General features: G+C 72.2%; 8 protein-coding genes. 6 read left to right on the top strand and 2 right to left on the bottom strand.

Translation table 11 applies throughout. The features are described from left to right. The first annotated feature begins 13 nt into the window (after positions 1-13). On the top strand, positions 14-607 hold the full coding sequence (locus HD601_RS01135; RefSeq protein ID WP_184818538.1) for a DUF624 domain-containing protein: 594 nt from the start codon (positions 14-16) through the stop codon (positions 605-607). Between the two features lie 8 nt (positions 608-615). On the opposite strand, the gene HD601_RS01130 is transcribed toward HD601_RS01135, so the two are convergent. Together HD601_RS01130 and HD601_RS01125 are read right to left on the bottom strand one after the other, a co-directional pair. Then, a complete protein-coding gene (locus tag HD601_RS01130) occupies positions 616-1,680 on the bottom strand; it encodes a 3-deoxy-7-phosphoheptulonate synthase (RefSeq protein WP_184818536.1) in 1,065 nt (354 codons plus the stop codon). 200 nt (positions 1,681-1,880) lie between these two features. Next, positions 1,881-2,693 carry an IclR family transcriptional regulator gene (locus HD601_RS01125; RefSeq protein ID WP_184818534.1) on the bottom strand — a complete coding sequence of 271 codons (813 nt, stop codon included), beginning with the start codon at positions 2,691-2,693 and terminating at the stop codon, positions 1,881-1,883. A 108-nt stretch (positions 2,694-2,801) separates the two neighbouring features. Here HD601_RS01125 and HD601_RS01120 point away from each other — a divergent pair, with 108 nt between their 5' ends. From HD601_RS01120 to HD601_RS01100, 5 genes are all read left to right on the top strand, one after another. Continuing rightward, positions 2,802-3,746 (top strand): carbohydrate ABC transporter permease, encoded by a 945-nt coding sequence (locus tag HD601_RS01120; protein WP_184818532.1) that lies wholly within the window; start codon positions 2,802-2,804, stop codon positions 3,744-3,746. Between the two features lie 2 nt (positions 3,747-3,748). Beyond that, complete coding sequence (locus HD601_RS33290) at positions 3,749-4,657, top strand: carbohydrate ABC transporter permease (protein WP_221440447.1); 909 nt, start codon at positions 3,749-3,751, stop codon at positions 4,655-4,657. 66 nt (positions 4,658-4,723) lie between these two features. Then, positions 4,724-6,001, top strand: a complete 1,278-nt coding sequence (locus tag HD601_RS01110) for an ABC transporter substrate-binding protein (protein WP_184829334.1) — start codon at positions 4,724-4,726, stop codon at positions 5,999-6,001. 80 nt (positions 6,002-6,081) lie between these two features. Next, a complete protein-coding gene (locus HD601_RS01105; RefSeq protein ID WP_184818528.1) occupies positions 6,082-9,096 on the top strand; it encodes a golvesin C-terminal-like domain-containing protein in 3,015 nt (1,004 codons plus the stop codon). Beyond that, positions 9,093-13,364 (top strand): GDSL-type esterase/lipase family protein, encoded by a 4,272-nt coding sequence (locus HD601_RS01100; RefSeq protein WP_184818526.1) that lies wholly within the window; start codon positions 9,093-9,095, stop codon positions 13,362-13,364. Before HD601_RS01105 ends, HD601_RS01100 begins: the two co-directional genes overlap by 4 nt. The last annotated feature ends 42 nt before the right edge of the window (positions 13,365-13,406 follow it).

Genomic DNA, 13,406 nt, shown 5'->3' with positions numbered 1-13,406 from the left:
ATGGTTGACGGCGATGGCTGAGGTCCGGGTCGGGGGCCGGTACGGCCGGCTCTACGGGTGGCTCGACTGGCCGGCGCGGCTGGCCGGGCTCAACCTGCTGTGGCTCCTGGGGGTCCTGGCGGGGCTGGTGCTGTTCGGCCTGGCCCCGGCCACGGCCGCGCTGTACGCCGTGCTGCGGGGGTACGTGCTGGACCGCTCGCCGCGGATGTGGCGCGACTTCTGGGCCGTGTGGCGGGCGTCGCTGGTGTCGTCGCAGCCGGTGCTCGGGCTGCCGATCCTGACGGTCTGGGTGGTCGTGTTCTACCTGCTGTTGTCGCGGTCGACGCCGTTCGCCTGGGCCATGGCGGTGGTGGCCGCCGGCTACCTCGCGACGCTGCTGCAGCTGCCCGCCGTCGTGGCGCACCTGGACCTGCCCGTCGTGCGGTCGTGGCAGGTGACGGCCGAGGTGGCCTGGCGGCGGCCGCTGCCGACGCTGGGCGTGGCGGTGCTGGTGGCTGGTCTCGCGGCCGGCGCCTGGTCCACGACGCCGGCCGCCCTCCCGCTGCTGTTCCCCGCCCTCCCGGCCCTCCTCGCCACGCTGACCGTGCAGCGCGGCCTGTCGCCGTGACCCGTCGCTCAGCCGGCGCGCCGGGCCCGGACCGCGGCCGCCAGCTCGTCCAGCAGTGTCGCCGTCGTGTCCCAGCTCATGCAGGCGTCGGTGACGCTCTGGCCGTAGACCAGCGGCGTGCTCTCGATGTCCTGGCGGCCGGCGACCAGGAAGCTCTCGAGCATGACGCCGGCGATGCCGTGCTGCCCGCCGGCCACCTGCGCCGCGATCTCGCGGGCGACGACGGCCTGGCGCTCGTGGTCCTTGCCGCTGTTGCCGTGGCTGGCGTCGAGGACCAGCCGGCCCGGCAGCTGCGCCTTGTGCAGCAGCGCCAGCGCGTCGCGGACGTGGTCGGGGCCGTAGTTCGGGCCGGCGCTGCCGCCGCGCAGGATGACGTGGCAGTCGGGGTTGCCTGCGGTGCTGACGGCGGCGGCGCGGCCGTCGTGGTCGACGCCGAAGAAGACGTGGCCGTGTGCCGCGGCGGTGCAGCCGTCGATGGCGGCCTGGACGTCGCCGCTGGTGGCGTTCTTGAAGCCGACCGGCATGGACAGGCCGGAGGCGAGCTGGCGGTGCACCTGGCTCTCCGGCGTGCGCGCGCCGATGGCGCCCCACGAGACGGTGTCGGCGATGTACTGCGGGCTGATCGGCTCGAGGAACTCGCAGCCCACCGGCAGCCCGGCCCCGAGGACCTCGAACAGCAGCTCGCGGGCCATGCGCAGGCCCCTCGGCACGTCGAAGGTGCCGTCCAGGCCGGGGTCGTTGATGAGGCCCTTCCAGCCCACCGTCGTGCGCGGCTTCTCGAAGTACACCCGCATGACCACGGCGAGATCGTCGCGCAGCTCGTCGGCGACCGGCTTCAGCCGCCGGGCGTAGTCGAGCGCCGCCACCGGGTCGTGCACCGAGCACGGGCCGACGACGACCATGAGGCGGTCGTCCTCGCCGGCCATGATGCGGCGGACCTCGGCCCGGCTGGAGCGCACCAGCGCGGCGTGCTCCTCGTCCATCGGCAGCTCGGCGAGCATGCCGGCGGGCGGGATGAGCGGCTGGAAGCCGGTGACGCGCAGGTCGCCGGTGGGGGACTGGGGCTCGGACATGGGTGCTACGTCTCCTCTGCGTCGAGCGGGACGTCCCGTCGGTTCCCCTGCGAGCCGGCCCGTCTCATGACGAAGGGCAGAGACGACGACGTCTCTGCCCTGCTGGCTCCGGGTGGTTCGTGGCTAGCGCATGACACGCCAGGCTCCACCCGGAGCCTGCGCAAAATACGGATACCGACGAACCATGGTCACGACGGCGACTATAGCCGACCGGCCGCGGCGGGTGCGGCGTGGTAGCCCAGGCCCGACGAGATGCGGTCGGCGTGCTCGATCACCGTCATCGCCAGCTCGTCCTGGCGGTCCGGCAGGTTCATCGCGGTGAGCGGGCCCGACACCGACAGCGCGGCGACGATGCGGCCGGTGCGGTCGCGGATCGGCGCCGCGAGACACGTGCGCCCGAACGCCAGCTCCTCGAGCTCGGTGGCGAAGCCGCGCTCGCGCACCTCGGCCAGCGCGTCGGCCAGCTCGGGAGGCGTGGTGACGGTGCGCGGGGTGTACCGGGCGTACTCGGTGCCGATCAGCTCGGCGACGGCGTCCGGCGGCAGCTCGCAGATCAGCGCCTTGCCCAGCGCGGTGGCGTGCAGTGGCCCGCCCCGGCCGACCAGCGTCGAGGGGCGCGGCGACAGCCGGCCCTCGAAGTGGCACAGGTAGAACAGCTGGTCGCCGTGCCGCTCGGCGACGTTGACCCCGAGGCCGAGCGTGGCCGCGAGCTCCTGGACGAGCTGGCGCGACTGCTGGTGCACCGGCGACTCGTTGAGCCCGATGCCGGCCAGCGACACCACCCGCGGCCCGATGCCGTAGAGGTTGCTGCGCGGGTCGTGCGCGAGGAACCCCAGGCCGACCAGCGCGCCGGCCAGCCGCGACACCGTCGACTGGCCGAGGCCCGTCGCGGCGACCAGCTCGGAGATGCGCAGCTGCGGGCGCTCCTCGGTGAAGACGGAGAGCAGCGACAGCGCGCGCTCGACGCTCTGCGTGCCGCCCGTGGACTCGCGCCCGCGCGCACGGGGAGTCATCGACCGGTCCCGGAGGAGGTCACCGTTTTGACCAGCGCATGAAACACGCGCTTGACACATAACAACATGTGCGTAGTGTATGCACATGTTGCATACCATCTCCACCCGATGCATGGAGGCATTGTGGCATCCGGTCGAGCGGGCGTAAGGAACACCCACACGCCCTCGACGACGGCACCGCGGCGCATCGGTGACGGCGCCTTCGCGGTGGCCCTCACCCTGCCGGGACTGGCCCTGCTCGTGGCCGTGGTCCTCTATCCGCTGGTGTCGGCTCTCGTCACCGCGTTCTTCGAGCAGAGCCTCGTGATCCCCGGGCGCGAGTTCGTCGGGTTCGAGAACATCCAGGCGGTCCTCGAGAGCGACTTCTGGCGGATCTTCCGGCAGACGCTGGTCTTCACCGTCGGCAGCACCCTGGTGCCGTTCGTCATCGGCTTCGGCCTGGCGCTCGCGCTCAACACCGGCCTGCGTGGGCAGAAGGTCTTCCGCGGCGTCTTCCTGGTGCCGTGGCTGGTGCCCGGCGTCGTGGTGTCGTTCCTCTGGATGTGGATCTTCAACGCCAACTACGGCGTGGCGAACGGCCTGCTCGAAGGACTCGGCATCATCGACGAGCCGCACGCGTGGCTGGCCGAGCCGGGCACCGCGATGGCGGCGGTCATCATCGCCAAGACCTGGGCCAGCTTCCCGTGGATGATGGTGATGCTGCTGGCCGGCCTGCAGACGGTGCCGCCGGAGCTGCACGAGGCGGCCGAGGTCGACGGCGCCGGCACCATCAGGCGGTTCTTCTCCGTCACGCTGCCGCACCTCAAGGGCATCGTCGGCCTGGTGCTGCTGCTGGAGTTCATCTGGAACTTCCAGCACTTCGACATCATCTACGTGCTCACCGGCGGCGGCCCGGCCGGCACGACGCAGACCTTCGCGACGTCGGTCTACGAGACCGCGTTCCGCGGCTTCGACCTCGGCCGCGCCGGGGCCCTCGGCCTGCTCTGGATGATCATCCTGCTGGTGCTGGTGGTCGTCTACGTCCGCTTCTCCGAACGAGGTGAGCAGGAGTGAGCGTGACCACGTCCACCCGCCCGTCGCCGCCGCACACGCGGCCGGACGAGCCGGCCCGCAGCCGGCGCCGTCGTCGCTCGCCGCGCGACCGGCTCGGCCCGCGCATCTCGGCCTGGGTCGCCATCGTCGTGTTCGGCGCGTTCGCGCTGCTGCCGGCCTACTGGCTGCTGGCGACGTCGTTGAGCCCGCAGGACCAGGTCTTCCAGTACCCGCCGTCGTTCTTCCCCGGCGACATCACGTTCGAGCACTACGCCGACCTGGCCGACAACCCCGACCTGTTCCGCTACCTGGTCAACAGCGTCATCGTCTCCGTCGTCACGGCGGTGCTGAGCGTCCTGGTCTCGGCCTACATGGGCTACTCGTTCTCGAAGTTCCGCTACCGCGGCCGGCGCTCGCTCATGTACCTGGTGCTGTCGTCGCAGATGTTCCCGCAGGCGCTGCTGCTGGTCACGCTGTACGCCGTGTTCAGCGCGTACGGCCTGCTCAACAGCTACGCCGCGCTGATCCTGTCGTTCACGACGTTCACGCTCCCGCTGTGCGTCTGGATGCTCAAGGGGTTCTTCGACACCATCCCCGACGAGCTGATCGAGGCCGCGCGCGTCGACGGGGCGTCGCGGCTGCGCATCATCCACTCCGTCGTCCTGCCGCTGTCGGCGCCGGGCCTGGTGGCCGCCGGGCTGTTCGCGTTCGTCCGCGGCTGGAACGACTTCATCTTCGCCCTCACCCTGGCCGGCCCGGACAAGCAGACGCTGCCGCCCGGCCTGGTGAACACGTTCGTCGGCGAGGCCCAGACGGCCTGGCCGCAACTCATGGCGGCGTCACTGGTCGTGTCGCTGCCCGTCGTCATCGGCTTCATCGTCCTGCAGCGCTATCTCGTCGGCGGCATCACTGCCGGCGCCGTCAAGGGCTGACCAGTCCTTCAGTCTTCGGAGGTCACCGTGAGCACCACCTACTCCCGTCGCCGCCTGCTCCAGTTGATGGGCCTGGGCGCGGGCGCCGTCGGCTTCGGCGGCCTGGCCGCCTGCGCGCCGTCGGCGAGCGACGACGACAGCAACGCCAGCAGCGGCTCCAGCAGCACGCCCACCAGCGGCGGCGAGGCGCAGGACTTCTCCTTCGCGTCGTGGTCGCTGAGCGAGGAGGCGCCCAAGCCCGTCATCGAGGGCCTCGTCGGCGCGTTCGGCATGGACGCCGGCGTCTCGATCTCGCCGGTCACCTACCCGTACAACGAGTACCTCAACCAGCTGACGCTGCAGATCCGCGGCGGTCAGTTCAGCGGCGCGGCGCAGGTCGACGTCGCCTGGCTCGGCGCGCTGGCCGCGCTGGGCAAGCTGACCGACCTGAGCACGTTCGCCGACGGCCGCGGCTACACCGACGCCGCCCTGCAGGCCGGGCAGTACGACGGCACGCAGTACGGACTGCCCTGGACCATCGGCGCCATCGGCCTGGTCACCAACACCGAGCTGATGCAGCAGGCCGGCGTCACCACCACGCCGACGACCATCGAGGACTTCGAGGCGATGCTGCGCGAGCTCAAGGGCCTCGGCGACGGCATCGTGCCCTACGCCGCGTCGACCAAGGTGGCGCAGCTCAAGGACATCCTCATCTGGATGCAGACGTTCGGCAGCCCGCTGATCGAGAACGGCCAGGTCACCATCGGCGACGACGCCAGCATCGACGCCGTCACCTGGTACAAGAAGCTCTACGACGACGGCCTCATCGCGCCCGACGTCGACCGCTTCGACGCCCGCGCGCTGTTCAGCCAGGGCCGCGCCGTCATGTACGACGACGCCATCGTCGGCAAGAGCGCGGTCGTGGGCGAGTCGCCCGACCCCGACTTCGCCAGCAAGCTGGACCCGATCTCGCGGCCGGTCGTGCAGGACGGTGACGACCCGCGGGCGCTGTTCTGGGGCCACGCGATCGTCGTCGTCGACGGCGAGGGCTCCGGCACGGCGGCGGAGTTCGCCCAGTGGGTCACGTCGGACGAGCCGACCACGGTCGACTTCTTCGAGAAGCTGGGCCTGCCGCCCACCACGCAGGCGGCGCTCGACTCCGACGCCGTCACCGGCGACGCGTTCACCGCTGCGTTCAGCGAGCGGGTCACCGCCACCGCCACCGTCAACCCGTTCTGGCAGTTCCCGCAGTACGCCCAGATGGAGTCCGCCGTCGCCGAGCAAGTGCAGGCGGTGCTCGTGGGCAGCTCGTCGCCGGCCGACGCCATGGCCGCCGCGGGCGAGGCGGTGCAGGCGCTGATCTGACCCCACTTCCTCACTGCGTCGACGGGGGGGCGTAGCGGGGTGCCGATCCTCCATTCGTCGACGCATCGAGGAGTCCCACCATGCCCCTGCCCCGCGCCAGCCTGCCCCGCGCGGCACTCGCGGCGGCCGCCGTCGCCCTCGGCCTGACCGGGGTGGCGGTGGCCGCGGCACCGGCCACCGCCGTCCAGCCCGAGGTCGTCGCCACGACCACGCACGCCTCGTACACCGAGACCGGCACCTGGTCGCAGGCACGCGACCCCGGCTACCAGGGCGGGCGCACGCGGTTCACCCGTGAGGCCGGCGCGACGGCGACCTGGACGCTCGAGCTGCCGGCCGACGGCAGCTACCAGCTCGACGCCTGGTACACGGCCTCGGTCGAGAACGACAAGAAGGTGACGTACGGCTGGACCGGACTGGCCGAGCCGGTCACCGTCGACCAGTCCGTCGGCGGCGGGTCCTGGCGCCACATCGGCACCGTCGAGGGCGAGGCCGGCGACGAGGTCAGCATCACCGTCACGGCGGTCACCGCCGGCGCCATCACCCGCACCGACGCGATCCGGCTGGCCCTGCCGCGTTGCGACCTGGCACCGGAGGCGCCGCCGCCGGGCGAGCCGGCTCAGCGCGAGTTCGCCGGCTACACCCTCACCGAGACGCCCACCCACGTGGCGGTCGAGACCGACGGGTGGGCGATGCGGATCGAGCGGGACGGGTTCCGCTACGCGCTGGAGCGCGACGGCGAGCAGGTGGCGGCCGCCCACCCGGAGTCCGGGCTGCTCAGCGGCCCGTCCGGCGGCGAGCTCTGCGGCGTCGTCTCGACCGAGGTCACCGGCGCGAGCGACGACGGCGTCAGCCTGCGGGTGGTCTTCGCCGACGGCCTGCCGGCGACGGTGACCGTCCGGCCGGACGCGGCGTCGCTCGGGCTGTCCGTCGTGCCCACCGGGCCGGACGCGGGCGCCGTCGGCCGCATCGTCGCGCGGGTCGCCGGCGGCATGAACCCGGCGTACGGGCTGGGCGACGACGGCGGGGTGCGCTCGCGCAACCTCAACGTCTACGGCTCGGACTTCGAGGAGATCTACGGGCAGAACGGCGGCCCGGTGTACCGGTTCGTCAGCACGTTCACCGTCTTCCCCGACCGCGGCCTCGGCCAGGTGGTCTTCGACCGCGGCCGCATGAGCGCCCAGGTCGACGCCGACGCCACCGCCCTCGGCGTGCACGCCGCGACGATGCCGGACCTGCGCTACTTCTTCGGTGACATGCCCACGGTGTACGAGGCGTTCCGCGACGCCCGGGCCGACGCCGGCTACGTCGACACCGAGCCGGACTACGACTTCTTCGGCGTCGGCTACGAGTCCTACGGCGCGCTGGCCTACAACACCAACCAGCAGACCATCACCGAGTCCGTCACCCGCTACCTCGACGAGGGCTACCCGCTGCGCTGGGCCGTCACCGGCTCGGGCTTCTGGCCCTACGGCGACGGCGGCGGGCAGGGCACGACGTCGAGCTTCGGCATGTGGGGCGAGAAGTACCCCGACCCGGACACCTACAAGGAGTTCTTCGCCGAGCGCGGCATCGACCTGATCCTCGGCCTGCGCCAGAGCTTCAAGGCGCTGCCCGAGGACGGCGGGCAGTACGACCCCGAGCTGGACGGGCCGTGGGTCCTCGAGGGCCTCGAGAGGGGCTACTTCATCGAGGACGCGCCGGGCGAGGCGAAGGTCTTCACCACCCCGAACTTCCCGGGCTCGCCGATCTACCTCGTCGACCCCGACGACGCCGAGGCGGTCGCGTGGTTCGCGGACCTCATGGAGCTGTGGGGCGCCGACGGCTACAAGGAGGACCACATGTTCGACGGCGGTGACAACGACTACTACGACAGCGCGCTGGTCAACGCCGTGAACGAGGCGTTCGCGGAGCGCGGCGACCTGGTGATGGTGCGCAACTCGGCGTTCTCGGTGCCGGGGTCGATCCTGCGCATCAACGACACCGACTACAACCACGCGGCGTCCGACCGCGACCGGACCGCCGTCAACAGTCTGGCGTACCCGGCCAGCGGGCAGCCCAACTTCTACCCCGACATCGTCGGCGGCCGGCCCATGCCGGACCTGGAGACGAACCGCGCCAAGCAGGTGTTCCTGGCCCGCAACGCGATGTTCGCCGCGGTGTCGCCGTCGATGTCGTTCGGCAACGAGCCGTGGCGCATCTCCGACCCGGCGCTGCGCGAGGCCACGCTGAAGGCGGCGCGCTGGCACGACCGCTACCTGCCCTACATCTACAGCGCGGCCGCGGAGAGCTGGCGCACCGGCTACCCGGGGACGGCGACGCCACTGCCGATCGCCTACCCGGACGACGCGGCCACCTACGACCTCGTGTCCTACACCGCCAAGCAGTACCAGTGGATGCTGGGCCCGTCGCTGCTGGTCCACCCGCTGTTCGGCTCCGACGTCACGACGGCGCAGGCGCGCGACGTGTACCTGCCGGCGGGGGAGTGGATGGACCTCGAGACCGGGGAGCGCTACACCGGCCCGGTCACGCTCGAGGACCACCCGCAGCCGGTCGGCACGGTCCCGGCGTTCGTCGGCGGCACCGGCATCCTCACCGCGCAGCGCGACGGCGGCGTGGTGGCCGAGGTGTACCCCGTCGCGCCCGAGGGCGCCACGTACACCTCCACCGCGCCCGACGGCGAGACGACGTCGTCCGTCACCGCGGCGAACACCGGCTGGGACGCGGTCCGGGTGCTCGACACCACGACCGGCGCCGAGGTGCCGGCCGAGCGCGACCCCGTCACCGGCGCCGTCGTGTTCGCCGTCGTCGCCGGTCACGACTACCAGGTGCTCGACGACGCGTGCCCGGCCGGTGATCCCGCCGGCGGCAGCATCGTCTTCGGCGACCAGGACTCGGGCGTCCCGAACCGCGACGGCGGTGACGGCTGCACGTTCCTGGACGAGGTCTGGGCGGGCGCCCCGTTCGAGGGGCATGGGGCGTTCGTCCGGGCGGTCCGCGAGACGACGCTCGCCTGGCAGGCCGCCGGGTTGCTGAGCCGAACCGAGAGCCAAGCGGTGCTGGCCGCCGCTGCCCGATCCGATGAGGAGCGTGGATGACGATGATGCGAACACGACTGCTGACGGGGCTCGCCGGCCTCGTCGCCGGGACGATGGTGGCGACCGGCGCGGCTCTCCCGGCCGACCGGATGCCCGCCGCGGCCGCTGCAGCCGGGCCGGGTGTCACCGAGACCGCGGACACCGTCGTCGTGCGCGGTGACACGTACACGATGACGATCGTCAAGGACGGGTTCCGGTACGGCTTCGCCGACGCCGCCGGCCGCTCGACGCTGCCACCGCACGCCGAGTCGGGGCTGCGCGTGAACGACGCCGACGCCGTCGGCACGGATCTCGTCAGCAGCCCGAGCGCGGCGACCGCCGTCCTGGACGTCGAGCTCGAGGACGGCGAGACCGTGCGGGTGCACGTGCACCCGTCGGCCACCACGGTGCGGATCACCGTCGACGAGCTCGGCGCGACGCCGGCCACCGTCGACCTGCGCACGGCGCCCGCCGGGCCGGCCTACGGGCTGGGCGACTACGGCGCGCACGCCGACGGCCAGCCCGACCAGGGCACGCCGTGCAGCGGCAAGGTCGAGGCGCGCCCGACGCTGGAGCTCACCGGGATCGTCCTGGACAACGTCACCAACCAGGGCTCGTGCAAGCGCTTCATCAGCACGTTCATGGTGTTCCCCGCGCAGGGCGTGGCGCAGGTGCTGTTCGACGAGGGGCAGAAGCGGGTCGCCCTGACGGAGACGGAGAACCGCCTCGGCGTCGCGGGCGTGGACCGCGTCGACGCCGTCCACTACTTCCTGGCCGGCGACCTGAAGCAGGTCTACTCCGACTACCGCGACGCGCGCGTCGAGCACGGCTACACCGACGTCGAGCCGCGGCCGGACCTGTTCGAGCTGGGCTGGGAGGCCTACGGCGCGCTGGCCTGGAACACCTACCAGACCTCGGTCGAGGAGACGGTCCAGGGCTTCGTCGACCACGGCTACCCGCTGGGCTGGGGCATCGTCGGCTCCGGGTTCTGGCCCGGGCCGCGCGGCCGCCCCGCCGAGGGCACCACGAACAGCTTCGGCATGTGGGACGACACCGAGGAACCGGGGCGTGAGGACGCCCAGCCCGGGCTGCCGAACCCGCGTTACCCGGACCCGGACCGGCTCAAGGCGTTGTTCGCGGAGAACGACATCGACCTGCTGCTGGGCGCGCGGAACAACGTCAAGGCCCTCCCGGCCGACGGCGGCAACCACAACCCGGTCCATGACGGGCCGTTCACGGAGGAAGCCGCCGCAGCAGGCTTCCTCCTGCAGGACGCCGACGGCACGCCCACGGTCGTGACCCGCGCGCAGTTCCCCAGCGGCCCGAGCTACGTGCTCGACGGGTCCGACGAGGACGCCGTCGACTGGTTCGTCGAGCGGATGCGGGCCTGGGGCGTCGACGGGTTCAAGGAGGACACGATGCTCTACGAGCCCGACCTCCACCTCGACGGCAACTGGAACCCCCTGCAAGTGGCGTTGCACGACGACGGAAACCTGATGATGGTGCGCAACGCGGCCTACTCGGTGCCCGGCGACGTCGTCCGCATCAACGACACCATCTACGGCACTGGCGAGGTCTTCCACGAGGACCCGGACCGGATGCCGGTCAACCTGCTGAACATCGCGGCGTCCGGAGCGGCCAACATCTCCCCGGACATCATCGGCGGCACACCCGGGCCGTCGATGTCGGACCCGGCCTACATGTCGTACGTCATGCGCAACGCGCAGTTCAACGCGATGGCGCCGGTGATGACGTTCGGCAAGGGTCCGTGGGAGCTGGGCCGCTCCGACTACGCGGAGTCGGTGAAGGACCTGGCCCTGTGGCACGACGCGCTGCACCCCTACGTCTACGACGCCGTTCTCGACGGCAACGCGAGCGGCTTCCCGTACGCCATGACGCCGCTGCCGATCGCCTACCCGGACGACGAGAACACCTACGGCCTGGTCAACGACGAGACCCGGCAGTACGAGTGGATGTTCGGCGAGTCGTTGCTGGCCACCCCGGTGTTCGGGGCCGATTTCGACACCGCGCAGGCCCGCGACGTGTACCTGCCGGACGGGCGCTGGATCGACTACTCCACAGGGGCGGTCTTCGACGGCCCGCGCACGCTCGAGGACTACGCCGTCGGCACCGACCGCGTGCCCGCGTTCGTGGGTGGCAAGGGCGTGCTGGTGACGCGCGACCGTTCCGAGGCGGGCGAGGTCACCGGGTTCAGCGCCGAGGTCTACCCGGTCTCGCGGTCGTCGCGCTACGAGTGGACCGACGGCTCCGCGGACAGCACGATCCTCAACGCGAACACCGGCTGGGACCCGGCCCGGTTGCGCGTCACCGATCGCACCACGGGCGACACCGTCCCGTTCGAGGTCGACGACGTCACCGGCGCGTTCCGGTTCGCCTTCGAGCCCGGGCACGACTACGTGCTCAGCGGCGGCGGCCGGGCCCAGCACTCGCTGCCGGTCGAGACCGCGGCCCCGGCGGCGGCGCCGGCCGGAGTGTCCGCCGAGACCGGCGACGACGGCCAGGTCACCCTGAGCTGGGACCCGGTGCCCGATGCCCGTGCGTACCTCGTCGAGGTGACCGGCGCCGCCACGTGCGCCGAGGGTCTGATCGGCAGCACGACCGGCACGTCCCTGGGCCTCGGCGGCCTGGACCGGGCGGCCGGCACGTACACCGTCGCTGCGGTGAACACCGTCGGCGCCGGGCCGGGATCCGAGCCGGTGGTCGTCACCGCCCCCGACGGCGGCCGCGCGGTCGTCACGGTCACCGACGAGGGGGCGCCGGCGACCTGCGATCCGGAGACGCCGGCCTACGCCGAGACCGGCGCGTGGGCCGGCAGCGCCCTGGCCGGGTTCGACGGCTCCAGGTCCCGCTTCAGTGCGACGGACGGCTCGACCGCCACCTGGTCCGCGAAGCTGCTGGACGGCACCTACGACGTGTCGGTCTGGTTCCCGTTGCACACCAACAGCACGCCGGCCGCCACCTTCACGGTGACGCACGCCGGCGGCGAGTCCGACACCGTGCTCGACCAGCGGGCCGACGGCGGGCGCTGGGTCTCGCTCGGGGAGTACGAGTTCACCGAGGACCAGCTCGGCTCGGTCACGCTGACCGTCGGCGACGCTCCGGGGAACGCGCGCGGCGACGCCGTGCGGTTCGCCCCGGTCGTCGAGGAACCGCCGCACCCGGGCACCGGCACGTGGGCGGCGTCGTCGTCGCTGCTCGAGGACGTGCGGATCGAGAACCAGACCGTGCGCATGGTCGTGCGCACCAGCATCGGCGGCGACGATCTGCGGATCCGGCTCACCAACGCCTTCGGCCTCACCCCAGTCACGTTCGGCGAGGTGACGGTGGGCGCGCAGCAGGACGGCGCCGCGGTGGTCGACGGCAGCATCCGGCCGGTCACGTTCGGCGGCCGGGCGACGGTGACGGTGCCGGCCGGCGGCTCGGTGGTCAGCGACCCGGTTCCCGGCTCCTGGGCACCGGCCTCGGACGTCGTCGTCAGCGCGTACGTGCCCGGGTCGGTGCAGACGGTCTCCGGGCACCTGCGGCCGACGGCGACGACCTACCTGGCCGGCGGCCGGCACGCCACCGAGGCCGGGGGAGCGGCCTTCACCGACGAGCTGGAGCACTGGTTCTGGCTGGACCGCGTCTCCTTCGACGACACCGAGGCCGCCGGCGCGATCGCCGTCGTCGGAGACTCGCTGACCGACGGCGGCGGCGACGTGCCCGACACCAACCTGCGCTGGCCCGACCACCTGGCCCGCCGGATCCTGGAGCTGCCGGAGGCGGAGCAGTCGGGGGTGCTCAACGCCGGGATGTCGGGGAACCGGATCCTCTTCGACGACTACGGCCCGCGCACGCTCGACCGGCTGGACCGCGACGCCCTGGACCAGCCGGGCGTGCACACCGTCCTGCTCTTCCAGGGCATCAACGACGTGTCCCGCAGCGTGACGACGTCGGCGCCGCTGATCGACGGCTACCGCGAGATCGCCGAGCGGGCGCACGCACGCGGGCTGCGGGTCGTCGTCGGCACGCTGACGCCGTTCGGCGGGGCGTCCGCCTACACGCCGGCGAAGGAGACGGTGCGCCAGGAGGTCAACGCGTTCCTCCGCACCGACGAGGCGTTCGACGGCGTCATCGACTTCGACGCCGCGCTGCGCGACCCCGCCGACCCCACGCGGCTGCTGCCGGCCTACGACAAGGGCGACCACCTGCACCACACCGACGCCGGCCGGGAACGACTCGCGGCCACCGTCGATCTCGCGCTGCTGGCGCCGCAGACGACCAGCTGACCTTCCACGATCGTTCGGTAGCTCCTGGATGTGACCACCCGG

Source organism: Jiangella mangrovi, from assembly GCF_014204975.1.
In the GTDB taxonomy this organism is placed as follows: domain Bacteria; phylum Actinomycetota; class Actinomycetes; order Jiangellales; family Jiangellaceae; genus Jiangella; species Jiangella mangrovi.
This window is presented reverse-complemented; position numbering and strand designations above follow the sequence as displayed.

Excerpts from the sequence above, each read along its gene's own strand:
- HD601_RS01135 (WP_184818538.1), top strand. The coding sequence starts at position 14 with ATGGCTGAGGTCCGGGTCGGGGGCCGGTACGGCCGGCTCTACGGGTGG.
- HD601_RS01130 (WP_184818536.1), bottom strand. The coding sequence starts at position 1,680 with ATGTCCGAGCCCCAGTCCCCCACCGGCGACCTGCGCGTCACCGGCTTC.
- HD601_RS01125 (WP_184818534.1), bottom strand. The coding sequence starts at position 2,693 with ATGACTCCCCGTGCGCGCGGGCGCGAGTCCACGGGCGGCACGCAGAGC.
- HD601_RS01120 (WP_184818532.1), top strand. The coding sequence starts at position 2,802 with ATGCATGGAGGCATTGTGGCATCCGGTCGAGCGGGCGTAAGGAACACC.
- HD601_RS01110 (WP_184829334.1), top strand. The coding sequence starts at position 4,724 with ATGGGCCTGGGCGCGGGCGCCGTCGGCTTCGGCGGCCTGGCCGCCTGC.
- HD601_RS01105 (WP_184818528.1), top strand. The coding sequence starts at position 6,082 with ATGCCCCTGCCCCGCGCCAGCCTGCCCCGCGCGGCACTCGCGGCGGCC.
- HD601_RS01100 (WP_184818526.1), top strand. The coding sequence starts at position 9,093 with ATGACGATGATGCGAACACGACTGCTGACGGGGCTCGCCGGCCTCGTC.